This is a genomic window from Thermococcus sp. 101 C5 (genome assembly GCF_009372125.1).
In the GTDB taxonomy this organism is placed as follows: domain Archaea; phylum Methanobacteriota_B; class Thermococci; order Thermococcales; family Thermococcaceae; genus Thermococcus_A; species Thermococcus_A bergensis.
Genome location: NZ_WHIZ01000002.1, coordinates 1 through 24,710, shown reverse-complemented (window position 1 = coordinate 24,710; position 24,710 = coordinate 1). Strand labels below are relative to the sequence as shown.

Sequence of the window (24,710 nt, the reverse complement as noted above, 5' to 3'; positions counted from 1 at the left end):
GGTTTCCAACTCGAATCCTACTTTGGGATTAATATCTCCACTAGTGTGGCAATTGCCCAGAGAACTGGTATCCACCACAAGGAGTGCCAGTTAGAAAGGTACTTCTCTGTCCCATAAATTTCCACTCCACTAGTAATTCCAAGTGTTAGTCCAATAAGCGAGAAAATCGCATCTTTGATCTTATTTTTGTTTTTAGCTTTCTGATGTTCAAATGTGAGTATGAAAGCTGTTATGACTCCTATTATTGCGGTAGCCGGATCAAACGAAATCAAAAAGCCAGTTAAAAAGAATATAAGAACCAAAATACGTAACATTTCCCCTCTAATCCTTCCTGACCCATAAAACTTCATTCTCGGCACCTCCAGAGGTTGGGCAGATCCGGTTTACATTCTTGTTGGGGTTATGTTACATAGTCATTGGAGGTGGCACCAATACGAACAAAACTCCTCCAACACTGAAAGAGATCAGGTAGGCCCTGCTGCCGGTGTAGGGCTTGAGTCTCTTTCCAAGGAGATAAAACGATATCATCCAGGCAGATATGAGAATAAGGCTCTCAATTACATTCCGGAAATATAGGGAGAGATAGAAGTAGTCAACAAGTCGGATCATTGTTATTATCCATCCAGCGTATATGAGGGGAAACAGGGATGGCAAGAGGTCTGTTCCTTGTTCGTTCAGTTTGAAAATGCGGAGCGCTAGAGTGATTGCAAGCACCCAGAGGAAAACCCTGAAAATTGCGCTTATTATCAAAATTATGGGCATTTCATAAAATCCGGCAAGCTCAAGAGCGAGCACGTGGGGGGCATAGAGGGAAACGGCAATGTTAACGATTCTGGAAAAAGTGAGAGGGGAATAAAACACTTGAAACGTGTATAACATGAGCAAGATCATGAAACTTATGGTGGTTCTCGAATAGCCCTCTTTACTAGCAATCGATGCGAGTGAGAGTGAGAGGAGGCCTAACATCACTAAAGAAAAAGTTGCAGCGTTGTATAAGGTTGCAACATTTGTTTTTCTTTCTTGTTTAATCAGATCGCGAAGGTACTCATTAAAGGCTTTCTTGCTTCTATCAACTAATAGAAGTCCTACCACTAAAATTGCTGGAAACAGGGTAGAACTAGGGAGTTTCTTGATTAGAGGTGGGGTACCAAAAATAAGTAAAAGAAGCGCTTGAAACGAAGCGATGGCCTCAAGTTTCCTGCTCCCCACAGGTCACACCTCAGTAACTTTTATGTAGTCATAACTGATACCAGAAGCCCCTAAGAGGCCTATAATGCCCCCTATAGATCCTGCCAATAGACGTCCTAAGAGGGTACCTCCGAGGTTGCCTAGAAATGTGTCGATTTCATCGTAAGTGTTTGCTCCAAGTATTAGTATACCGTAGCTTTCTCCTTTTCCTTTTGAGAACTTCATTGGGACTTTAAAGGAAGACATGGTCCAACCACTGTTTTCAATCTTGAATTTATGGAATGTTTTGCCCCATTTCTTTGTTGTCCCTTCATATCTAGCCTCGTTCCACATCCAGTCTACCTCGTTCGGATACACTGTAACCCCACTCGGGGTTCCTATCCAAACCCGATACCCTCCTATTGGTAACTTTCCAATGCCAATCACCATTGAGAGTTTGCTTCCATGCTCCACTTTATAATGTTTGTATGCGAAGAATATCAAGTGTATTATGCGGCTATTCTGAATGCCATTTCCAGTGAGATAAGCTTCTAGAGCGGCTCCAGGAGTTACTGACTGAGGTTCAATGTCTCTTGGGATACTTGGAGTTGCCATCGCGCTTCCTGCTGTCACTCCAACCATCAGCAGTCCCAGCAGGACTGCGAACAGGAGCTTCCACTTCACGAGGTTCACCCCCTTGCAGTTTTTGCATTATATTTATAATTTTTTCCTTTTACTAAAAGTAAGTGTTGTTCCTTTTTTTCGATTATTGAATTAATTCTGAGTTGCGTTTTTCGTTTAGAACGAATCAAAAGAAGCCCGAGTAAAGGAGTTGCACGAGGATGCAATCGAACATGTTCTCAATGCAACATTGCGGGGAAATTAAAGTAATTATGAGTGGAATTTCTAACGGTTACTCTGCCCTTTCTCTCTCAAAGCATTTAAACTCCCTCCTCAGCAGGTTCCACTCCCTCTCATTGAGAGAAGCCTTCTCGACGGGCACTAGGATCACAGTGTTATTTATAACGGCGTAGTCCTTTAGTGTTGAAAGGAACTTGAATTCTGGAACAAATTCGTTCTCGAGGATTAGGTACTCAAGGCCATCGAGATATATCAGCTTGGGAGTATCGTTTCTCTTCATGAAATTGATCAGGGTGTGGAGCAGATATTCAAGCCTTCGGGGGTTAACACAGTCATCGCTGCATTCAGCGGCTGTGAGCCACAAAATCGGAACCTCTTCAAGGTTAAGGGTCTTCCTCACACTATCTGGCTGCGTACGTGTGATTATCAGGGGAGCACGGCCCTTAATAAGCCTTGACAGAAGGTTGAGGCCTGAACCAGAGGGGATAATATACACCCCAGGGGACATCTCCTCGGGTTCGCCTTCTATTTCCACAACAGGAACGAGCTCGTACTTCCTTGTTATGGACGATATCATACCTGCCCAGCCAAAAATCAGAGGAAAGAGCCCTATGAAGAGGAGGAAGTTCCCAATAGTGCCGAGGAACCTTTCCGTACTCTGCTCTATGTGGATGAACCCGGCATCGTTGAGGTCGAGGGGTAGAAAAATAACCTTTGCCAGAGTCACGAGTGAAAAACCGAGGGTTATTAAATCGTACGAGCGGGAAAACTGCGGATAGTGGGAGATAAATTGGCGTCTATAATACAGGCTAAGCAGGGTTATAATGAGCAGCGCCAGGAGGGGCAATCCCTGCAAGGACAATGTGTATAATGTCGACTGCCACGTCTTACACCCAAATAAGTAATTTGTGATTGGAGTATATAAGCTCTTCTGCTGACCGTTAATCTAAATCGACGTATAAAAACAGAACAAAAGACAAAAAAGTGTTCAAAATTCTTCACTTCAGGAACCCGGTCTTCTTTCCGAGGTCTTCGAAGGCATCTATGACGTACTGCAGGTCTTCCTTGCTGTGGGCTGCTGAGGGCTCAAGCCTTATTCTCGCTGTGCCCAATGGGACTGTCGGATAAACTATTGCCTGGGCGAAGATGTTGTATTCATCGTAGAGTCTTCTTGAGAACTCTTGGGCTAGCTTTTCGTCATATAGCATTACCGGTGTAATTGGGTGCTTGGTGTTTCCTAAGTCATAGCCAATGTCTCTAAGTCCCTTTTGGAGGAAGTGGGTGTTGTCCCAGAGCTTTTTAACGAGCTCATCGCTATGTTGGAGAATCTCAACCGCGGCAATAGCGGCAGCAACGTCGGGCGGATTCAAGGCGGATGAGAACAGGAATGGCCTTCCCCTTTGCTTTAAGTACTCTATTGCTTCCTCCGGCCCTGCAACGTAGCCACCGATGACACCGAATGCCTTGCTCAGAGTTCCCATTTCAAAGTCCACTCTGTCGTGCAGTTTGAAGTGATCCACTATACCCCTCCCGTGCTCTCCCAGAACACCTTCACCGTGGGCATCATCAACGTATACCATAGCATCGTACTGTTCCGCTAATTCCACGATCTCCGGGAGTGGGGCAAGGTCACCGTCCATGCTGAATACACCATCAGTGACAATAAGCTTCTTTTTCTTGTCTTTCACTTCTTCGAGCCTCTTTTTGAGGTCTTCCATGTCGAGGTGCTTGTAAATAACTTTCTCGGCCCCGCTTAACCTCATGCCATCGATAATGCTCGCGTGGTTTAATTCCTCGCTAACAAAAACACCATCTTCTCCCTTCTTTATGAGAGCACTGATAGCTCCGAGATTTGCATTATATCCGCTCTGGAAGAGAATGGCGGCTTCTCTCTTCTTGAACTTGGCAAGTTTTTCCTCAAGCTCGACGTGAAGCTCCATTGTTCCGGCTATGGTTCTAACGGCTCCAGCTCCAACACCGTAGTCGAGAATGGCCCTTATAGCGGCTTCTTTAATTTTCGGATGTGCTGCTAAGCCAAGATAGTTGTTGGAACACATGTTTAGAACTTTCTTCCCATCAACAATCACCCAAGGGCCCTGGGCACTCTGGAGAACTCTAATTCTGACGTAAAGGCCTTTTTCTTTAAGTTCATTAAGTTCTTCAGTAATCCAGTCAAGCTTTGCCATAGACAACACCGAATATAATATTCACATTTTTGTCCTATAAAAGTTTTTCATGAATTTAAATGAACAACAGAGAGCAAGTTTCCTTGAGAGGTGGGGAAGTTTTGGGAATTCTTTGAGAGATTCCAAAGAGTTTAAATATTCTGGTGATTATAGAGTGTTTAGGTCACGATAACAGGTGGTTGCAATGGCTGAAGAAGTAAAAGAGGTTAAGGAAGTTAAAATTCTTGAAAAACCGTGGGTTGAGAAGTATAGGCCTGAGAGGCTTGACGACATTGTAGGGCAAGATCACATAGTGAAGAGGCTTAAGCACTATGTTAAAACCGGCTCGATGCCGCATCTTCTCTTTGCAGGCCCACCCGGAACGGGAAAAACGACAAGTGCTCTTTGTTTAGCCAGAGAGTTATTTGGGGAGCACTGGAGGCATAATTTCCTCGAGCTAAATGCCTCCGTCTCCAAAGACACGCCGATACTGGTGAGAATCAACGGAAGAATCCTCAGGACCACTTTTGCCGAGCTGGACAGGCTTTACTTCGACGAAAGCGACGGCGATGTCTCCTACAAAGATGCCTCGAACCTCGAAGTACTCACCGTTGACGAGAGCTACCGTGTCAGATGGGCGAAGGTTAGGAAAATAATCCGCCACCGCGTTCCGGTCATACTTCGCGTCCACCTTGAGGGCGGTGGAAAGCTTGAACTGACCGGCAACCACTCGGTTATGGTGCTCACGGAGAACGGGCTTGAAACGGTGAAGGCAAGCGAGCTGAGCGAGGGGTCTATCGTTCTAAGCTTCACGGCGAACTTGGAGGGCTTCCTCGACGTCCTAGACATGAGAGAATATGGAATCAAGGAGAGCGCGAGAACGAGAACATTTGAGGCGCTTCCGGTTGGTGAGGAGCTATCCTACATGCTCGGCCTATACGCGGCCGAGGGGGCAGTTGGCTTTAAGGGGAACACTTCAGGTCAGATCATCTACACCCTCGGGAGCCACGAGAGGGAGCTGATAAACCGCGTCAGGGAGTTCGCCGAGGGGCTGGGCGTCAGCCTCTACGAGAACTACACCTCCTCAGGCTTTGACCGCTCAAAGAAGAGCGCATACCAGATCAGGTTCCTGAGCACCCAGCTGGCCAAGTTCTTTGACGAGAACTTCTACGATGGCAACGGAAGGAGGGCAGAGAACAAGAGGATTCCCGGCTTTGTGTTTGAGTTCCCGGTTCACGAGAGGATAGCCTTCCTCAGGGGACTCGCCGACGGCGACGGAACCGGGGAGTGGGGCGGAGTTGTAAGGATCTCCTCGGTTTCAAGGGATTTGCTCATAGACACGGTCTGGCTGGCGAGGATTTCCGGAATTGAGGCGAGCGTCTTTGACAGAGAGGCGAGGCTTATCTGGAAGGGTGGCATGAAGTGGAGCAAGGCAGAGCTCCTCCCAGCTGAGCCGGTAGTTAAGATGCTAAAGTCCATAGAGCACGCCATAGACGGAAACTGGCGCTATGAACTGAGGCACCAGCTCTACGAGGGCAAGAAGCGCGTGAGAAAGGAGACCCTGAAGAAAATCCTCCCAATGGTGGATGAGACAAGGCTTGACACCAGAGGCAAGAAAGTCCTTGAAACGCTGAAGAAGTTAGCGGGCACTGACCTCCACGCATTGGTGGTTAAAAAGGTCGAGCTTGTTGAGTACAACGACTTCGTATATGATGTAAGTGTTCCGGGCAACGAGATGTTCTTCGCTGGTGAGATACCGGTTCTCCTCCACAACTCGGACGAGCGCGGCATAAACGTCATTAGGGAGAAGGTAAAGGAGTTTGCGAGAACAAAGCCTATAGGAGGTGCAAGCTTTAAGATAATCTTCCTTGATGAGGCCGACGCTTTAACCCAAGATGCCCAGCAAGCCTTGAGGAGAACCATGGAGATGTTTTCTAGCAACGTTCGTTTCATTCTCAGCTGTGTCACAGGTGACACTAGGATATACACTCCAGACGAGAGGGAAGTAAAAATTAAGGACTTCCTCAAGTTTTACGAAAAGGGTCTAGTGAGAGAGGTGTCCAATAGGAATGGAAGGGACACAGTGATAGCGGCGGTTGCTTTCAACTCTAAGATAATCGGTCATCCGGTCTTTAGGTTGACTCTCGAAAGCGGAAGAGTAATAGAGGCAACGGGCGACCATATGTTTTTAACTCCTGCAGGCTGGGTTCAGACATATGACCTTAAGGAGGGGAGTGAAGTCCTCGTGAGGCCCACCTTGGAAGGTACTCCCTACGAGGTCAATCCAGAGCCGATTGTTGACCTCAGGGATTTCTATGAGTTCGCCAACAAGCTAGAGCTTGAGAGGGGAAGGAAGCCCCTTGGAGAGGCCAGGAATTTCCGCGAGCTGACAACCAAGGATAAAGAGAAAATCCTTGCGAGAGCGCTTGAACTGAAGGCGGAGATGGAGAAGGGCTTAACGGAAAGAGAAGCTGAAATCCTCCAGGAGATTTCAACCGAGTGGACATCTCGGGAGGAGATCCAAAAAAAGGTCGGGCTCTCGAGAGTGAGGCTGAATCAGCTCCTTAAGAATTTGGAGGAGAAGGGCTATGTTGAAAGGAGAATGGAAGGCAAGAGGCAGTTCGTAAGAAAGCTCCGCGATGGAGTTTCTCTGAGGAATGCTGCTGATGTCAAGAGAATCCTTGAGAAAGAGTTCGGGATAAAGATAAGCTACACAGCCGTGAAGCGGCTCCTTGCCGGCGAACTCGATGGTCCGGCTTATAACTTACTTCGTGAGCTCAAGAAGAGATGGCTGGTAAGATATGACGACGAAAGAGCCGGAATTCTCGCGAGGGTTTTGGGTTTCCTGCTTGGTGATGGACACCTTGCCGAGAGCAACACAAGGATATGGTTCAACTCCTCAAGGGAAGAGCTTGAGGCACTGGCGGAGGACCTCAGAAGGCTCGGCCTAAAGCCTTCGGAGATAATAGAGCGCGAGTCTTCGTCGGAGATAGGCGGGAGAAAGGTAAAAGGCAAGATACACATGCTCTACGTGGACAACAGGACCTTCCACGCCCTCATGCGCTTCTGGGGCGTTGAGGCAGGAAACAAGACGAAGAAAGGTTACCGCGTTCCAGAGTGGATAAGGAAGGGCAACCTCTTCGTCAAGAGGGAGTTCCTTAGAGGTCTCTTCGCTGCCGATGGAACAAAGCCCTCACCCGGGAAGTACAACTTCAATGGAATAAAGCTTGAAATGCGCACGAGCAGTGAGAGCCTCGAAGAGACGACCGAGTTCTTCAACGACCTTGCCGAGCTCCTTAGAGAGTTTGAGGTGGACTCAAAGGTGATAGTAACCCCAATCGGCGACAGGTTCATTGTGAGACTTGTTGTTACGCCAAACGACGCCAACTACCTGAAGTTTTTAACGAGAGTCGGCTACGCTTACGTCAAAGACAAATATGCCAGGCTGGTTGGAGAGTACTTGAGGATGAAGCTGACCTACAAGGAGATAATCCTTCCGCAGATTGCGGAAAAGGCTGTGGAGCTTGCCGCGAAAACCAATCCGACACAGGCTGCCAAGTTGCTTGGAGTTAAGAGAGACTTTGTCGTCAACAGGCTAAATGGAGTTCCAATCGGTTTAACGAGGGATTTCATGACTTTCGAGGACTTCAGGAGGGAACGTGTTACCGGAGACTATGTTGTAGAAAAGGTCATTAAAAAGGAGGAACTTGGCTACCTGGACGTCTATGATGTCACCTGTGCCTCCGACCACAGCTTCATATCAAACGGCCTTGTAAGCCACAACTGCAATTACTCATCCAAGATCATCGAGCCCATACAGTCCAGATGTGCTATCTTCCGCTTTAGGCCATTAAGGGATGAGGATATCGCAAAGAGACTAAAGTATATAGCCGAGAACGAGGGGCTTGAGCTGACTGAGGAAGGTCTTCAGGCAATACTCTACGTTGCCGAAGGCGACCTGAGAAGGGCTATAAACGTTCTACAGGCCGCTGCTGCTCTTGACACAAAGATAACCGATGAAAACGTATTTTTGGTTGCAAGCAGGGCAAGGCCGGAGGATGTCAGGGAAATGATGCTTTTAGCTCTGGAGGGCAACTTCCTCAAAGCTAGGGACAAGCTCAGAGAGATACTCCTAAAGCAGGGTTTGAGCGGAGAAGACGTTTTGATTCAGATGCACAAAGAGGTGTTTAACCTTCCAATAAGCGAGCCAAAAAAGGTTGCCTTGGCAGATAAAATTGGTGAATACGACTTCAGGCTTGTTGAGGGGGCCAACGAAATGATTCAACTTGAAGCCCTCTTAGCCCAGTTTACACTGCTCGGCAAGGATTAGGTGAGCCCAAATGCTGCCGTGGGTTGAAAAGTATAGGCCAAGAAGGCTCGCGGATATAGTAAATCAAGAGAAGGCGTTGGAGAAAGTTAAAGCATGGATTGAAAGCTGGCTCCATGGGGCCCCTAAGAAAAAAGCCCTCCTCCTTGCTGGTCCTCCGGGTAGTGGAAAAACCACGACCGTTTATGCTTTGGCTAATGAGTATAAGTTTGAAGTAATTGAGCTTAACGCAAGTGATGAAAGAACTTTTGGCAAAATAGAGCGCTATCTTAATGCAGCTTATACGATGGATATCTTTGGAAAGAAGAGAAAGCTGATTTTTCTTGATGAAGCTGATAACATAGAACCTTCTGGGGCAAAGGAGATAGCGAAGCTCATAGACAGGGCAAAGAACCCCATAATAATGTCAGCCAACAAATACTGGGAAGTGCCGGCAGAGATAAGGGGGAAGGCGGAGATAGTGGAGTATAAGCGTCTAACTCAGAGGGACATTTTGAAAGCCCTCCTAAGGATTGTAAAAGCAGAAGGCATATTTGTCCCCAAGGAAGTGCTTGAGGAGATTGCAAAAAGGGCCAGAGGAGATTTAAGAGCGGCGATAAATGACCTTCAAAATCTTGTAAGCGGTGGCATTGAGGATGCCGAGCTTGTTCTGGCATACAGGGACGTTGAAAAGTCGATTTTTGAAGCTCTGGGCACGATATTTGCTACAGATAATGCAAAAAGGGCAAGAATGGCTCTCATGAACGTCGACAATACTCCGGATGAGGTTCTTCTCTGGATTGAAGAAAACATTCCATACGTATACTATAAGCCGGAAGATATTGCGAAGGCTTACGATGCCATAAGCAGGGCTGATATATACCTCGGAAGGGCAACAAGGACGGGGAACTATGGCTTATGGAAGTATGCAATTGACATGATGACTGCTGGAGTTGCTGTTGCGGGAGTAAAGAAAAAAGGATTTTTGCGCTTTTATCCTCCAAAAACTCTTAGAATGCTCAGAGATACCAAGGAGGAGCGCTCTATTAGGGATTCCATAGTGAAGAAGATAATGACAGAGATGCACATGAGCAAGCTTGAGGCAATTGAAACAATGCAGATCTTCAAGGCAATATTTGCCAACAACCCGGATGTTGCAGCTCATATAGCAGTTTTTCTCGACTTAGGGGATAAGGAGATTGAGCTCCTTACAGAGGACAAGGAGAAAGCTGCAAAGATCAAAGGTAAGATGCTGGCTATTCACAGAAAGCTGAAAGAAACTAAAAGTGAACTTGAAGTGAGAATTGAGACCATTAAGGAAGAAGAAGTTGAAGAAAAGGCAATTGAGGAGGAAGAGGAGGAAATACCCGAGGAGTCTGGAGAAGAGCTAGAGGAAGTTGGAATTAAAGAAGTTGAAGAGAAGGAAGAACAGCCAGCAAAGAAAGAAAAGGAGAAGAAAGCCAAGCAGGCTACCCTATTTGATTTCTTGAAGAAGACTTAAAGGAGCTCGATGTCTGCACAGACTTTGAAAACATGCGGCTTAAAGTCTGAAACTTTCTTTATTTTCACATTGCATTCTTTTCCGAGCTCTCTGCACTCGGAGATAATTCTCCTCTTAAACTCCTCTATTTTGTCCTCGTGAACGAAATCGTAGTAATGAACCCACTTTTCAGATTTTTCAAGTGCCAAGCGGAGGGCATCAACGCCTTTCGGAGTAGGGCTTATAACTCTGTCAAAAGTCCCAAGTTTAGGTACGGCATCAAATACATCTCCCTGTATGACCCTTATGCTGCCTTTGAGATTTTTTTGTTGAGTTCTATGTTTTCAAGGCCTAGCCTCACGGCATCTTTGTTTAGCTCCACAGCGGTTATTTCCGCAGCTTTGTATCTGGCAATTACAAGGGCATACGGCAGAATCCCGGCAAACATTAGGAGGATTCTTTCTCCATCTTTTACAAGCTGAGCCAACCTGTACCTTTCCCCCTTCATTCTGGGGTTGAAAAACACTTTGCTTAGATCGACCTTAATCTCCACGCCGTTCTCTTTGTGCACAGTTGTCAGCCTGTTCTCTCCCCATATGATCGTGTAGTCCCTTACTCTGAAAACACCTTTGTGGAATCCCTTTTTTGCTATCACCTTGAGAAAAGGATGTACTTTGAGGAGGGCATCAACTATCTCTTTTTCTCTGTGCTCTATTTCTGGCGGGATTTGAATTATGGCTATGTCTCCTATGACGTCGTAGCGCCTGAGAAACTCCAGCTCCTCTTTCGTAAATTTATCCTTCAAGATGCTCTCAAGGTTTTTGTAAATCTGCCTTTCTGGTCTGAGAGGGAGCTCAATATCCACAACCTCAAATCCAAGATTTTGGACTTTTTTTGAGTCTGTTATGGGCAGGAGAATATCTTCCCCGTCTCTTTTAGGTCTTCGCTTTCCATCATAAATTCCGGCCCGCTTAAGAACCTTCTTTGCCTGCTCTGCCTCGCTCTTCTTTACTTTCACTGCTGGCATGGTTCTCTCCCTAACTATCCCAACTATAGTATTTAAATGCTTTTATCTCCAGTAGGGCTCCCGCATGAGAACGGCCTTTTTAAAAATTCCAATAAGTTCCTCATCGGAAGCGCCGCTCCTTAAGGGGGTTATAATATCTACAAGGTCGTCTCTTCTCAAGAGGCAGGTCTTTAAATGGCCCGTTGAAGTGAGCCTTATTCTTGTACAGTTTGCGCAGAAAATTGTATTGTGCATCGACCTAACGACCTCAACCTCGGCGATGCCGTAGTCTGTGGGAATAAAGTATTTCTTTCTCCTGTGCATTCTTCTCTCCTTTACATCCACCGCGATCTCCTCAAATTTCTCTTCCAGAGGTTTTAGCGGATAAAAATACTTTTTGAAAAACCATGAGTCCTCCATCTCCCTTGGGACTTCGATTTCAATTAGCTGAAGAATGGTGTTTTTCTGGGCAGCGTAGTTTATCATATCCCATATTTCCCCATCGTTGAGACCTTTCATGACAACCATGTTAAGCTTAACTGGATAGAAGAGCTTGACGGCTTTCTCGATTCCTTCAAGAACCTGAGGAAGCACGTCAAATCCAGTAATTGCTTTATATTTTTTCCTGTCAAGAGTATCGAGACTTATGTTTACCCTATCGAGTCCAGCTTCTTTTAATGATCCCCCTAGTAGCTTCATTGTTGTTCCGTTGGTGGTCATAGATAGGTCTTCAACGTAAGGCCGTATTCTCCTCACTATCTCAACGATATCTTTTCTAATAGTCGGTTCCCCTCCGGTTAACTTGACCTTTTTTATGCCAAGCTGGGACGCTATTCTGACTATCCTTTCTATTTCTTCTGGTTTCATCCCTTGGAAGCTGAGGGTTTGCCCCTCTCTGTGGCAGTAGAAGCAGTTTAAGTTGCACTCATTTGTGAGAGAAATTCTCAGATTTGTCACCGGTCTTCCAAAGCGATCCACTAAAACCATGCGCTCCCCTCTATTACTTAAAACACCACTACTTTAAAAAAAGATTTTGGGTAAACAGTTATGTTAACGATACAAGCTGCGAAAAGTAAAAGAACAATGAGGGAGTATATACTCTTGGGTGAATAAATGTGGATATAAATAAAATTCGCGACCTTGTTAAAGAAGCTCAAGCTCTCCACAAGGAGTTTCAGAAAGGCTTTCTTCGCGTTTATTCACTTTCTTCATCAGGCGATTTTGGGGAGTTGAGAGAGGTATTGTCCGAACTTTATGGTATCATTGATAAAAAATTTGATGTTGCATCTCAAATAGGGAAGGCATCTTCTCTTCTGGGAGGGGACTTTGAAGGGTTCGTAAAAGAGCTCCAAAAAAATGAACATCAGATGAAGTTTTTACTGGAGGAGCTTCTTCTTTTAGTCGAGACTCCAAAAATGAGCTTTACTGAAAAAGCCAAAATAAACGCATCTCTCCAAAGGCTGTTACAGTTTTATCGGGTGTATGACTACTCGATTACCCGGGCAATTCAAAAGCTAACTGGAGACATTGAGGGGCTTATATTTATAAGTGAGGAGGGGAAACTACCACCAGCTAACATTGCTGACAAGATAAAAAAGATAGAGAATCTTGATAAAAAACTTGAGCTCTTAATCTCGTTCATATATTATCTCTACACCAGGCCGTCATGGGTGCATAAAGTTGAGGAAGCTCTGAGAGACTGGCATTCAAAGGGCCTCATGTGGGTTGAAGTGAGAAATGTAGAAAATAACAGCGGTGTTGAGAGAGAGCATGTTGCTAAAATCCTGGAAGGATTAACGCTCATTGGTGTTGTGGAAAAACGGGAAAGAGGTGGTGAATATGTCTACAAACTCAGAGGTTTCGGTGAGGGTTAGAGGGATATACAGCACGGCTCTGACGAAACTGCTCCTTGACGAGGGCTTTAAGATAAGCCAGCCAAGCCAGAAGATCGCTGAAAGACTGGGAATTGAAAAGGTCTACGACGAGTTCGATGTAGATATTCAAGACAAAAAAGACTCCCATGGTGTGGTACTGGTTGGAGAAAAAGTCGAAGAAGTCAAAAGAGTTTTTGAGGAGAAGTTTTTAGATGTTTTCTTTAGAAAGATGCCTTACCAGCTTTACGGCATATATAAGGGAATCGTTATCAAAAAGGACGAAAGATACGTCTATGTGGACATAGGAAATGCTATTGGGACCTTACTAATAGAAGAGTTCCCTGATGCAGTTGAAGGGGATGAAGTGCTTGTTCAGGTCAAGAAAAACAACCTCCTCCCACATCTGAGCGTCTTGCTAACCATACCCGGTGACTACGCAGTGCTTATTCCAAAACCCGTTGGAACCCAGAGACATGTAAAAATATCCAGAAAAATAAGGGATCAATCTGAGAGGGAAAGGCTTAGGATACTCGGATTAAGCGTTGACCTGGGTGAATGGGGAGTTTTGTGGAGAACGGCAGCCGCATATAAGGATTGGAACCTCCTTAGGGATGAGCTAATAAAGCTTTCGAAGATCGCTGAAAAGCTGAAAGAGGCAGAAAAATACTCCGCCCCTGCTCAGATAGTTGAGGGTAGGGACATCTACGAGGTGGAATTCGGAGGTGCAACGAAGGCAAAGCTTGATGACATAAGGAACACTGTAATTCCAACAATAGAGGGGCATCACAAGTTTAAGGCATATGATCCCGAGTTTGGATTTGCTGTTGAAATTGGGGAGGGTATCCTAAGTAAGATTCCTTCCCAGAGGAAAAAGGTTAGTGAAGGCTTCTTAGAGGCGGTAGTCAATAACAAAGGTCCAAAACAGGGATGGCTTTTCAGATTTGAGCACGTAAAGCCAGATGGTCAAATAATCAAAATAGGGCCAGGGGAAGTCGTCGAGGTTTCTCTAAATCCCCTGAGGCTCAAGGTGAGGAGAAACCTAAAGCCCGGTAAATTCTATGACGGCCTGGACTTACCAATAGAAGCTGGAGACTACGCAATAACTGAGATTGAGGAAGGAAAATGGTGGTTTAAGCACAGCTATTATGACAGAGATGGCAACCTAAAGGGAGAATACTACAACATCTGCACCCCGGTTGAGATATACCCGGACAAAGCAAGGTACGTTGACTTAGAAGTTGATATCGTGAAGTGGCCTGACGGAAAGAAAGAGATTATAGACAAAGAAGAACTTAAGAGACACTACGAGGATGGCGTTATAAGTGAGAAGCTGTACAAGGCTATAGTAAGACTGACTCAGGAGCTCTTTGAAAAGATTTAGTTTTTTCCACATCTTCTATTCCTTTATCCGTTATTTTGAAATAAACGATGCCCCCTTCCGGCCTGAACCTGTGTCTTTCTAAAACTGCAATTCTGAAGCCGTCCCTTAGCTTTTCCAATCGGAGGATGTCCTTGCACTTGTATCCTAAGGTGTGCTCTGCTATCGGCTTTAGAGTGTTATGCTTTGAGTCAAGGTAAACCTGATTTACAACAATAACTCCCAGGTTGTATTTTCTTGCAAGCCACAGCAGAATCTGAAGCTGCTTTCCTAAGTCAGTAGTTAGTGCACTTTTGTTTTCCTCTATCCTGTAGTGGTTGGTTATTGAATCAACAACAATCAGAGAAAATTTTTCATTTACGATCTTTTTGAGACCTGAAATAGTTCTCTTTTGCTCTTTGAAGTCAAAAGGCTCAAACACGAGAAACTTCTGGAGCACTCTCTCCTCATCCAGCCCCCTTGCCTTGGCCATTGCGGCTAATCTCTCGGGAGAAAATCCTCCCTCAGTATCTATATAACCCACTTTTCCTTCATTTAAAATACCCACCTGCATTGCTAGGGTGGTCTTTCCAGTAGCAAAAGCGCCGTATATCTGGGTTAATGTCCCCCTGCCTATTCCGCCGCCCAAGAGCTCGTCTAAGCTTTTACTGCCGGTGGTTAGCATTAGACACACCGCTATACCTCAAGAGGCTTTCCAACTTCCGGGACTTTTATCAGAACCCATATTCTTCTCTCTCTAAGCTCTTTAATGAACTCTTCGACATCTCCCTCACTGTAAACGCCGTAGTGCATTGGTACTACTATTTTTGGCCGGATCACTTCAATTATGTTTGCTGCTTCCCTCGGGTTCGCAGTTGACCTTCCGCTTATTGGCACGAAAAGGATGTCTATTGCTCCCCTGAAGTTCTTGAAGACTGGACTGTAGTATGTATCCCCGGGATGGAAGAGTGTCTTTTGCCCGTTGGATATGATGTATCCCACTGGGTACTGGCTTGAAGGGTGCTCCACAAATACTGCCTTTACTTTAACCCCGTTCTTGAGCTCTATTTCCTGTCCCCCTTCGATCTCCATTACTTTGGTTATCCCATCACTTATTGCCATTAGGTACACGGGTTTTGGCCCTATGACGGTTGCATCTCTAAGTCTCGCCAGAAGGGGTGTTTTGCCGTAGTGGTCTATGTGTTCATGGGTAACCAGTATGTAATCGATGCCATCTATGGCATCATCGTTGACGTCTTCGTAGGGGTCTATCAGAATTTTCACGCCATTTATTTCAATCCAAAAACACGCATGACCATACCAGATAATCTTCATAGGCGTAGCCTCCGAGAATAATAGACTGAAACTCCACTTAAATCTTTCCCATCAAACGTTGGTTTTATAAAGGGATTATCATTATTTCGATTTGAAGGCATATGAGGGGATTAATAGTCAAAGAACCATTTGCTTCTTGGATTGTGGAAGGAAGGAAGATATGGGAAATTAGGAAGAGCTCTACCAAGATTAGGGGAGAAGTTTACATCATAAACAAGGGCTTTGCAATAGGAAAAGCTGAACTTGTGGACGTTCTGGGGCCTTTCACACCCGAGGAACTAAAAGCGCATAAAGAAAAGCATTTAGCAGAATATGAGTTCTTGAAGGAATACTCAAATGGCAAGAAGCTCTATGCGTGGGTTTTCAAAAACCCAGTAAAATTTGACAAGCCTTTGGAGGTTATAATGCCGAAAGGTGCTCAAATATGGGTTAATATCAGGGGGTTCAAGGAGTGAGGAGATACTTTTTTCTACCTCTGACCTTGCCTTTCTTGATTCTTCTGATTCTCTTGTTGCCAATCATTTTCATACTCTTTGCGAGTACCATAACGCTGGCATTTCAGAAGCTGGGGCTTCCTCTTCCAGTTGCTTTTACTCTGTTTTGGGCGTCATTAATAGGAAGCTTCATCAACATTCCGGTTAAGGAGATCAGAAGTTACGGACCGATTGTAAGGGTTGCCAAAGTGTCGTTTTTTGGCATCACGTACCCCGTTCCTTACATTGACTGGGGTGAGCAAAAAACAGTAGTCAGTGTTAATGTTGGGGGTGCTCTTGTTCCCCTAAGTGTGGTTCTCTATGAGGTATTGAGGCTCATAATTCTCGGACAAAGTGACCTTTTGATTAGGGTGGTAGTTGCTGTTCTTATCTCAGCGATAATTAGCAAAGCCTTTTCAAGACCTGTGAAAGGGCTGGGGATAGCAATCCCAACTTTTGTTCCTCCATTGGTTGCTGCCCTCCTTGCAATTACCATAGGTGCCCCGAACAGGCCTTTGGTAGCATATACCAGCGGCACACTTGGCGTTTTAATAGGGGCCGATCTGTTAAATTGGGACAAGTTTAAAGATCTTGGAGCTCCAATGGTCAGCATAGGCGGTGCTGGCACCTTCGATGGCATTTTTCTTGCCGGAGTTATTGCAGTTTTGCTGGTATGAAAAAGGTATTAAACGCTAAACCTATTTTCTCTGGGGTGATTGTGATGAAAATAGTGCTGGGAAGTGGAGCTTATCACATGGCTGAAGAAGTTAAGATGAAGGCAGGCGAATACAACAAGGAAGTTTTAGACGTTGAGATAAAGAAGTTCCCCGACGGAGAAAAGTACGTCAGAGTCCTTGGAGATGGAAAAGAAGCTGTTGTTGTTCAGTCTACTTTTAATCCTCAGGATGAGCACCTTATTGAGCTTCTCCTCCTAGGGGATGCGCTTAGAGAGAGGGGGTTTGAGCATCTTAAGGCAGTGGTACCATATCTGGCTTATTCAAGGCAGGACAGAGTTACCAAAGAAGGAGAACCGATAAGCGTTAGAGCAGTTATGAAGGCTCTGGGTCTCTATTACGATGAGCTTTACGTCTTTGACCTTCACAATCCAAAAACTCTGGAATACTTCCCGGGGAGGGCAGTTAACTTAAGCCCTGCCAGAGCCATAGCCGAGTACTTCAGGGAAAAGCTTGGTGAAGGGTTAGTTTTAGCTCCCGATAAAGGTGCATTAGCGAGGGCAAAAGCTGTTGCGGAGCTTCTCAATTTAGAGTTCAGCTACTTCGAGAAGAAGCGCATCTCTCCAACTGAAGTTCAGATGACCCCGGTGGAAGTTGATGTGAGTGGGAAAAACGTGCTCATAGTGGATGACATCATAAGTACTGGAGGCACTATGGTAAAGGCCGCTAACATACTACGGGAGATGGGCGCTGGAAAAATATTTGTTGCTGCAACCCATGGGGTCTTCGCTGAGGGAGCTATCGAGAGAGTTAGCAAAGCAGTTGATGAACTTGCCGTTACAAATACTATTCCTACTCCAGTTTCAAAAATAAGCCTTGTGGAAGATATTTTGAGGCTTTAATGTTTTTAATGCCTTCTTTTTATTTCGGTTGGGGGTTTCTCTTGAGTCATGGTATAATGCTTGGTTTTTGGTGAAGTCCAGATATGGGTTTCAACTAAGAATCGACTAAGAAATAGTTTGTTGTTTTTATCGTCTATTTTTTATCATTTAAATGTTTAAAATCCGTGATAATGAAACTCGATTTTAACAGCCTCTTTGCTAAAAATATGGGCTCTCAAGGCTTTGCAAAAATTTTTCATTGGGGGGGTTTCGCCCTATAGGGTGGAGCGCCCGAACAGGGCGCGACAAAACCCGGGCGCCAAGACGGCGGCGTCGGGGGGACAGGGTGCAAAGCACCCACAATGAACCCCGCCCTCCAGCCCGGGTCACAAAAGGTGCGCTCCCGAGGAAACCCGAAAGGGGACCCCTCGGGGGTAAGGCAGGCCCAACACCCCGACCAAACCCCGGATGGGTTTTATGGTACTTCCCCTTGAGGGAAGTCCCACCGGCCGTACTCCTAATAGCAATTCCGGTTGATCCTGCCGGAGGCCACTGCTATCGGGGTCCGACTAAGCCATGCGAGTCAAGGGGGTGTCCCTCTGGGACACCACCGGCGGACGGCTCAGTAACACGTCGGTAACCTACCCTCGGGAGGGGGATAACCCCGGGAAACTGGGGCTAATCCCCCATAGGCCTGAGGTACTGGAAGGTCCTCAGGCCGAAAGGGGCTCTGCCCGCCCGAGGATGGGCCGGCGGCCGATTAGGTAGTTGGTGGGGTAACGGCCCACCAAGCCGAAGATCGGTACGGGCTGTGAGAGCAGGAGCCCGGAGATGGACACTGAGACACGGGTCCAGGCCCTACGGGGCGCAGCAGGCGCGAAACCTCCGCAATGCGGGAAACCGCGACGGGGGGACCCCGAGTGCCGTGGCATCGCCACGGCTTTTCCGGAGTGTAAAAAGCTCCGGGAATAAGGGCTGGGCAAGGCCGGTGGCAGCCGCCGCGGTAATACCGGCGGCCCGAGTGGTGGCCGCTATTATTGGGCCTAAAGCGTCCGTAGCCGGGCCCGTAAGTCCCTGGCGAAATCCCACGGCTCAACCGTGGGGCTTGCTGGGGATACTGCGGGCCTTGGGACCGGGAGAGGCGGGGGGTACCCCTGGGGTAGGGGTGAAATCCTATAATCCCAGGGGGACCGCCAGTGGCGAAGGCGCCCCGCTGGAACGGGTCCGACGGTGAGGGACGAAGGCCAGGGGAGCAAACCGGATTAGATACCCGGGTAGTCCTGGCTGTAAAGGATGCGGGCTAGGTGTCGGGTGAGCTTCGGGCTCGCCCGGTGCCGTAGGGAAGCCGTTAAGCCCGCCGCCTGGGGAGTACGGCCGCAAGGCTGAAACTTAAAGGAATTGGCGGGGGAGCACTACAAGGGGTGGAGCGTGCGGTTTAATTGGATTCAACGCCGGGAACCTCACCGGGGGCGACGGCAGGATGAAGGCCAGGCTGAAGGTCTTGCCGGACACGCCGAGAGGAGGTGCATGGCCGCCGTCAGCTCGTACCGTGAGGCGTCCACTTAAGTGTGGTAACGAGCGAGACCCGCGCCCCCAGTTGCCAGCCCTTCCCGCTGGGAAGGGGGCACTCTGGGGGGACTGCCGGCGATAAGCCGGAGGAAGGAGCGGGCGACGGTAGGTCAGTATGCCCCGAAACCCCCGGGCTACACGCGCGCTACAATGGGCGGGACAATGGGATCCGACCCCGAAAGGGGAAGGGAATCCCCTAAACCCGCCCCCAGTTCGGATCGCGGGCTGCAACTCGCCCGCGTGAAGCTGGAATCCCTAGTACCCGCGTGTCATCATCGCGCGGCGAATACGTCCCTGCTCCTTGCACACACCGCCCGTCACTCCACCCGAGCGGGGTCTGGATGAGGCTCCGTCCTCTGGGCGGGGTCGAGTCCAGGCTCCGTGAGGGGGGAGAAGTCGTAACAAGGTAGCCGTAGGGGAACCTACGGCTCGATCACCTCCTATCGCCGGAAACCCATCCGGGGGGCTTAAGGGGTGTTGGGCCTGCCATTTCGTGGGCCGGTAGCTCAGCCTGGGAGAGCGCCGGCTTTGCAAGCCGGAGGCCCCGGGTTCAAATCCCGGCCGGTCCACCACGAACAGGTGCACATCCCGAGCAACGCTCGGGGTGGAAGGGTCCTAGGCCCCGAACAGGGGTCACGATGAGGACCGTGCATAGGTGGATTTGGCCCAAAAAATGTCCAGCCCCCAAGTAGGGGGTAAGAAACCTAAGCCGCCTGGTGGATGGCTCGGCTCGGGGCGCCGACGAAGGGCGTGGCAAGCTGCGATAAGCCCCGGTGAGGCGCAGGCAGCCGTCGAGCCGGGGATTCCCGAATGGGACTTCCCGCGGCTTTGCCGCACTCCCACCAGGGAGGGGGAACGCGGGGAATTGAAACATCTTAGTACCCGCAGGAAAAGAAAGCAAAAGCGATGCCGTGAGTAGGGGCGACCGAAAACGGCACAGGGCAAACTGAACCCTGAGTGGAAACACTCAGGGGATGTGGTGTTGTAGGGCCCTGCGCTGGAGCCTCTCGGGTGAAGCCGAAGTCCGCTGGAACGCGGCGCCGAAGAGGGTGATAGCCCCGTAGGCGTAAGCCCGAAGGCTCCTGCAGGGTTCCTGAGTACCGTCGGTCGGATATCCGGCGGGAAGCTGGGAGGCATCGGCTCCCAACCCTAAATACGTCCCGAGACCGATAGCGAACTAGTACCGTGAGGGAAAGCTGAAAAGCACCCCGGGAGGGGGGTGAAAAGAGCCTGAAACCAGGCGGCGATAGTTGGGTGCGGCCCGAAAGGAATGAGTCTTCCCGAAGGAAATCCCGGCGACGGGAGAGTACGAGGGAAGAGGACCGGGGTTGCACCGTCCGTCTTGAAACACGGGGCAGGGAGTTCACGGCCGTGGCGAGGTTAAGGGGAGAAATCCCCGGAGCCGTAGGGAAACCGACAGGTCCGCAGGCGCTTCGCCGAGGGACGGGGTGTGAAAGCGCCCGGAGTCACGGCCGTGAGACCCGAAACCGGTCGATCTAGCCCGGGGCAGGGTGAAGTCCCTCAACAGAGGGATGGAGGCCCGCTAGGGGTGCTGACGTGCAATTCGCTCCCGTGACCCCGGGCTAGGGGTGAAAGGCCAATCGAGGCCGGAGATAGCTGGTTCCCGCCGAATTATCCCGCAGGATAGCCTCCCCGGAGGTAGGTAGTGGGGTAGAGCACTGATTGGGTGTGCAGGGGGCGAAAGCCTCCGGCACCCTGTCAAACTCCGAACCCACTACCGCCGTAGATGGGGGGAGTAGGGTGGCGGTGTAAGCCGTCCACCGAGAGGGGAACAACCCAGACCGGGGTTAAGGCCCCAAAGTGCCGGCTAAGTATTACTCCAAAGGGTGTCCCTGGCCTTAGACAGCGGGGAGGTAGGCTTAGAAGCAGCCATCCTTTAAAGAGTGCGTAACAGCTCACCCGTCGAGGTCAGGGGCCCCGAAAATGGACGGGGTTCAAGCCGGCCGCCGAGACCCCGGCGCACGGACCGATTGGTCCGTGATCGGGTAGGCGGGCGTCCCGGTGGGGTAGAAGCTGGGCCGTAAGGTCCAGTGGACCCGTCGGGATTGCGGATCCTGCCGGGAGTAGCAGCATAGCCGGGTGAGAATCCCGGCCGCCGTAGGGGCCAGGGTTCCACGGCAATGTTCGTCAGCCGTGGGTTAGTCGGTCCTAAGCCAGCCCGTAACTCGGTGCTGGCGAAAGGGAAACGGGTTTATATTCCCGTACCGCGGTGGTAGGTGCGGCAACGCAAGCCCAGAGGGTGACGCCTCGGGGTAGGCGGACCGGCCCACAAGGCCGGCTAAGCGTATAAGCCCGGGGAGTGCCGTAATGGCGAGAACCGGGTGAAAGCGCGAATGGCCTCCCGTAAGGGGGGTTCCGCCGATCCCTGGGGCCCGTGAAAAGCCCTCTGGGAACGATCCACCGCGACCGTACCGAGAACCGACACTGGTGCCCCTGGGTGAGAAGCCTAAGGCGTGTCGGGGGAAACCCAGCCGAGGGAACTCGGCAAATTGGCCCCGTAACTTCGGGAGAAGGGGTGCCTGCGGTTGTGTAAACCGCAGGTCGCAGTGACTAGGGGGGCCCGACTGTTTAATAAAAACACAGGTCCCAGCTAGCCCGAAAGGGTTTGTACTGGGGCCGACGCCTGCCCAGTGCCGGTACGTGAAGCCCGGGTCCAACCGGGTGAAGCGCCGGTAAACGGCGGGGGTAACTATAACCCTCTTAAGGTAGCGAAATTCCTTGTCGGTTAAATGCCGACCTGCATGAATGGCGTAACGAGGTCCCCACTGTCCCCGGCTGGGGCCCGGCGAAACCACTGCCTGGCGCATATGCCAGGGACCCCCGGTGGGAAGCGAAGACCCCATGGAGCTTTACTGCAGCCTGCCGTTGCCATACGGCGGAGGGTGCGCAGCGTAGGCGGGAGGCGTCGAAGCCCGGTCTCCGGGCCGGGTGGAGCCGTCCATGAGACACCGCCCACCCTTTGCCGTATGGCTAACCCGCGGAAGCGGGGACAGCGGTAGGTGGGCAGTTTGGCTGGGGCGGCACACCCCCGAAAAGGTATCGGGGGTGCCCTAAGGTCGGCTCAGGCGGGTCAGGAATCCGCCGTAGAGTGCAAGGGCAAAAGCCGGCCTGACTGGACCCGTAACAGAGGCGGGTCCAGCCGCGAAAGCGTGGCCTAGCGAACCCCTGTGCCTCCCCGGTGGGGGCCAGGGATGACAGAAAAGCTACCCTGGGGATAACAGAGTCGTCTCGGGCGAGAGCCCATATCGACCCCGAGGCTTGCTACCTCGCTGTCGGCTCTTCCCATCCTGGCCCTGCAGCAGGGGCCAAGGGTGGGGGTGTTCACCCATTAAAGGGGAACGTGAGCTGGGTTTAGACCGTCGTGAGACAGGTCGGATGCTATCTACCGGGGGTGCTGGCCGCCTGAGGGGAAGGCGCCCTTAGTACGAGAGGAACAGGGTGCCGCGGCCTCTGGTCTACCGGTTGTCCTACAGGGCATAGCCGGGCAGCTACGCCGTATCCGATAAGGCCTGAAGGCATCTAAGGCCGAAGCGGTCCCCGAAAATAGGCGGCCACTCCCTGGCGCAAGGGGTCGGGTGACCGGCCCGTTGCCAGGGACGAGGGCACCCGTAGAAGACGGGTTTGATGGAGCGGGGATGTAAGCGGGAAGGGAAACCGACCCGTTTAGTCTGCCGCTCCCAATAGCCCGAGGTTCTTACCCCCGAAAGGGGGCTGGGCATTTGATAGGCCAAATCCACCTATGCACGGTCCTCAAGATAATCCTTCTCTGTTTTCTGAAATATCGATAAATTCAAAAACTGTGTTCTCGAGTCCTTTCTGGTGGTAAAATTGAAATTGTTAGTGCTTGATTTAGATGGTACTCTATGGGATCATGAGGATGCTTCACAGCTCGTTCCACCTTATAAGTTCCAAGGGGATATGCTAATTGATGCCTATAAGAAGGAGCTCCATCTGTTTCCAGGCGTTAGGGATTTCCTTGAATGGGCCAGCGAACACTTTATCCTTACGATAGCCAGCTGGAACTTGGAAGAGAGAGTTAGACCAATTCTTGAAGGCTTTGGTCTCTGGGATTACTTCATGTTTCCAAAAATTGAAGGGCATCCCAACAAAGCTGATATGATAAAGCGAACCGTGGAAGAACTAACCTCAATAGGTTACAGTCTTGAAGAAATAATCTACGTGGACGATAGAGCTATACATATCGATGATATTAGGACTATCTTTCCCGATATTAAGTTCATCCAGATGTGGGTCGATGCAAAGTCATTTGAAGAATTAAGAGAACTTCTTGAGCGAGGTGATTGAAGTGGAACTCCTCGTGATTAAAGACAGACGTATAGACTATGATGGTTCGGCAATAAGAAGTCACTGGGCTTACAGAAACTTTGGGATTTTGGGGAATTCTCTTGTGGTCTTTAGGGGAAAATGTGATGTAAAAGTTGAGGAAATGATTGATATTGAAGACCTCAGGCAGAAGAAGGAAATTAAAAGCGATGACATGGTTCACTATATAACAGAAATCTTTGATTTTCCCAATGTCCTCCTGGCTTCTGCTCTTCAAAAGCTCTTCATAGCAAAGCTTTGCGAGCTGCTGGGGGAATATGGCATAAAAACCTCCCGGAAAGGGGATGACATCTACGTTGATGGCAGGAAGCTTAGCATTTCAATAGCTACTGTTTCACCGGTTAGCATAAAGATACACATCGGGATAAACGTTGAGGCAAAGGGAATTCCAGAGGGCGTTAATGCAATCGGGCTTGAAGAGCTTGGAATTCTTGATATTCAGGAGTTTATGGAAAAGAGCGGAAAGGCCCTGGTTGAAGAGTTCGTTAAAGTGAAAAAAGACAGCCTCAAAGTAAGATGGGCCGAATAGTTAAACTAGCGGATAGAGAAAAGTGGCCACGAGGGGGACGGCTAGGTTATCGTCTAGAAACCTTTGATACTCTGCCAGTGTTAGTATTCCGCTCCATACTATTTTTATTGCGTATGAGCTTTCCGGGAGAACTGCAAACGCTATTAAAAGAGCTGTTATGAAGTATCCCAAGCTGCCGCTCCAGTGTTTTTTGAGTTTCACATTGTGCCCGTTTCTTTTGAAATAATAAAATCTCAGAATACCGGTAATACCATCACTTATAGCCATAACAAGCAACACCGCTGTTGCGTACTCTCTTGGAAGAAAAGCAACCACAAAAGAAGCAGAAAAGGCAAAGAACACCTCGCCGTAGTTCTTATCCAGCTGATACCAAGAAAGCTTTTCCTTCTTTAGATGAAATATTAACTGAACCACTGCAAAGGCAAAAGCTGCAGGGGCAAAGACCTCTTTTGGAATTTTTTCAAAATAGTAGAGTACTGCCGCAGGCGTAATGCTGAAGTGGATTATCTTTCTATTGATCCAAGCATATTCCCCTCCAAGCTTTTTTGTGAGTCTTATCGCGAGGATAATAATGCTTGCTGCAATGCCTGCGATACTGTTAGGATAAGCTGTGGGGTGTCAGGTTTAAGTTACTGGCAATACTTCAGAAAAAGAAGGGGGAACATGAA

General features: G+C 48.9%; 18 protein-coding genes, 1 tRNA gene, 2 rRNA genes and 1 pseudogene. 12 read left to right on the top strand and 10 right to left on the bottom strand.

Annotation, left to right across the window (positions count from 1 at the left end; translation table 11 throughout):
• Positions 1-17: 17 nt before the first annotated feature.
• The 5 genes from GBV73_RS00480 to GBV73_RS00460 form a co-directional block, all read right to left on the bottom strand.
• Positions 18-350 (bottom strand): hypothetical protein, encoded by a 333-nt coding sequence (locus tag GBV73_RS00480; protein ID WP_042698773.1) that lies wholly within the window; start codon positions 348-350, stop codon positions 18-20.
• 55 nt (positions 351-405) lie between these two features.
• Positions 406-1,209, bottom strand: a complete 804-nt coding sequence (locus GBV73_RS00475; protein WP_042698776.1) for a hypothetical protein — start codon at positions 1,207-1,209, stop codon at positions 406-408.
• Between the two features lie 3 nt (positions 1,210-1,212).
• Positions 1,213-1,851, bottom strand: coding sequence for a hypothetical protein (locus GBV73_RS00470; protein WP_152878692.1), 639 nt, complete (start codon positions 1,849-1,851; stop codon positions 1,213-1,215).
• A 229-nt stretch (positions 1,852-2,080) separates the two neighbouring features.
• Positions 2,081-2,755, bottom strand: coding sequence for a DUF835 domain-containing protein (locus tag GBV73_RS00465; protein WP_042698793.1), 675 nt, complete (start codon positions 2,753-2,755; stop codon positions 2,081-2,083).
• 271 nt (positions 2,756-3,026) lie between these two features.
• On the bottom strand, positions 3,027-4,214 hold the full coding sequence (locus GBV73_RS00460) for a glycine C-acetyltransferase (RefSeq protein ID WP_152878691.1): 1,188 nt from the start codon (positions 4,212-4,214) through the stop codon (positions 3,027-3,029).
• Positions 4,215-4,398: 184 nt separating this feature from the next.
• Between GBV73_RS00460 and GBV73_RS00455 the strand changes: the two genes are divergently transcribed.
• On the top strand, positions 4,399-8,523 hold the full coding sequence (locus GBV73_RS00455; protein WP_152878690.1) for an LAGLIDADG family homing endonuclease: 4,125 nt from the start codon (positions 4,399-4,401) through the stop codon (positions 8,521-8,523).
• Between the two features lie 10 nt (positions 8,524-8,533).
• On the top strand, positions 8,534-10,000 hold the full coding sequence (locus GBV73_RS00450) for a replication factor C large subunit (RefSeq protein WP_152878689.1): 1,467 nt from the start codon (positions 8,534-8,536) through the stop codon (positions 9,998-10,000).
• Here the strand turns inward: GBV73_RS00450 and GBV73_RS00445 are convergent.
• Together GBV73_RS00445 and moaA are read right to left on the bottom strand one after the other, a co-directional pair.
• A pseudogene (locus GBV73_RS00445) lies at positions 9,997-11,006 on the bottom strand (class I SAM-dependent methyltransferase). The gene GBV73_RS00450 and the pseudogene GBV73_RS00445 sit on opposite strands and share 4 nt — an antisense overlap.
• A 42-nt stretch (positions 11,007-11,048) precedes the next feature.
• Positions 11,049-11,972, bottom strand: coding sequence for a GTP 3',8-cyclase MoaA (moaA, locus tag GBV73_RS00440; protein WP_152878688.1), 924 nt, complete (start codon positions 11,970-11,972; stop codon positions 11,049-11,051).
• A gap of 128 nt (positions 11,973-12,100) precedes the next feature.
• Here moaA and GBV73_RS00435 point away from each other — a divergent pair, with 128 nt between their 5' ends.
• Complete coding sequence (locus GBV73_RS00435) at positions 12,101-12,859, top strand: hypothetical protein (protein ID WP_225807057.1); 759 nt, start codon at positions 12,101-12,103, stop codon at positions 12,857-12,859.
• Positions 12,825-14,240: a ribonuclease E/G gene (locus GBV73_RS00430; protein ID WP_152878687.1), complete on the top strand. Its 1,416-nt coding sequence runs from the start codon at positions 12,825-12,827 to the stop codon at positions 14,238-14,240. Before GBV73_RS00435 ends, GBV73_RS00430 begins: the two co-directional genes overlap by 35 nt.
• Here the strand turns inward: GBV73_RS00430 and radB are convergent.
• The gene (radB, locus tag GBV73_RS00425; protein WP_152878686.1) at positions 14,200-14,901 is read right to left on the bottom strand and encodes a DNA repair and recombination protein RadB; all 702 of its coding nucleotides are present in this window, start codon (positions 14,899-14,901) and stop codon (positions 14,200-14,202) included. The two genes, GBV73_RS00430 and radB, sit on opposite strands and share 41 nt — an antisense overlap.
• Positions 14,902-14,912: 11 nt before the next feature.
• On the bottom strand, positions 14,913-15,551 hold the full coding sequence (locus GBV73_RS00420) for an MBL fold metallo-hydrolase (protein WP_152878685.1): 639 nt from the start codon (positions 15,549-15,551) through the stop codon (positions 14,913-14,915).
• 101 nt (positions 15,552-15,652) lie between these two features.
• Between GBV73_RS00420 and GBV73_RS00415 the strand changes: the two genes are divergently transcribed.
• The 8 genes from GBV73_RS00415 to GBV73_RS00380 all read left to right on the top strand — a co-directional run bounded on the left by GBV73_RS00415 (position 15,653) and on the right by GBV73_RS00380 (position 24,042).
• Entirely contained in the window at positions 15,653-16,006 is a 354-nt protein-coding gene (locus GBV73_RS00415) for an ASCH domain-containing protein (protein ID WP_152878684.1), read from the top strand.
• Positions 16,003-16,701 (top strand): DUF1614 domain-containing protein, encoded by a 699-nt coding sequence (locus tag GBV73_RS00410; protein WP_371716953.1) that lies wholly within the window; start codon positions 16,003-16,005, stop codon positions 16,699-16,701. Before GBV73_RS00415 ends, GBV73_RS00410 begins: the two co-directional genes overlap by 4 nt.
• Positions 16,702-16,745: 44 nt before the next feature.
• Positions 16,746-17,600: a ribose-phosphate diphosphokinase gene (locus GBV73_RS00405; protein ID WP_152878683.1), complete on the top strand. Its 855-nt coding sequence runs from the start codon at positions 16,746-16,748 to the stop codon at positions 17,598-17,600.
• A 505-nt stretch (positions 17,601-18,105) separates the two neighbouring features.
• Positions 18,106-19,590: ribosomal RNA gene (locus GBV73_RS00400) — 16S ribosomal RNA — on the top strand.
• 53 nt (positions 19,591-19,643) lie between these two features.
• Positions 19,644-19,720 (top strand) — tRNA-Ala (locus GBV73_RS00395).
• 120 nt (positions 19,721-19,840) lie between these two features.
• Positions 19,841-22,870 (top strand): 23S ribosomal RNA (locus tag GBV73_RS00390).
• Together the 16S and 23S rRNA genes with 1 tRNA gene alongside form the textbook arrangement of a ribosomal RNA operon.
• A gap of 127 nt (positions 22,871-22,997) precedes the next feature.
• The gene (locus GBV73_RS00385; RefSeq protein WP_152878711.1) at positions 22,998-23,474 is read left to right on the top strand and encodes a magnesium-dependent phosphatase-1; all 477 of its coding nucleotides are present in this window, start codon (positions 22,998-23,000) and stop codon (positions 23,472-23,474) included.
• A gap of 1 nt (position 23,475) precedes the next feature.
• The gene (locus tag GBV73_RS00380) at positions 23,476-24,042 is read left to right on the top strand and encodes a DUF366 family protein (RefSeq protein WP_371716952.1); all 567 of its coding nucleotides are present in this window, start codon (positions 23,476-23,478) and stop codon (positions 24,040-24,042) included.
• On the opposite strand, the gene GBV73_RS00375 is transcribed toward GBV73_RS00380, so the two are convergent.
• The gene (locus tag GBV73_RS00375; protein ID WP_371716955.1) at positions 24,043-24,636 is read right to left on the bottom strand and encodes a hypothetical protein; all 594 of its coding nucleotides are present in this window, start codon (positions 24,634-24,636) and stop codon (positions 24,043-24,045) included.
• Between the last annotated feature and the right edge of the window lie 74 nt (positions 24,637-24,710).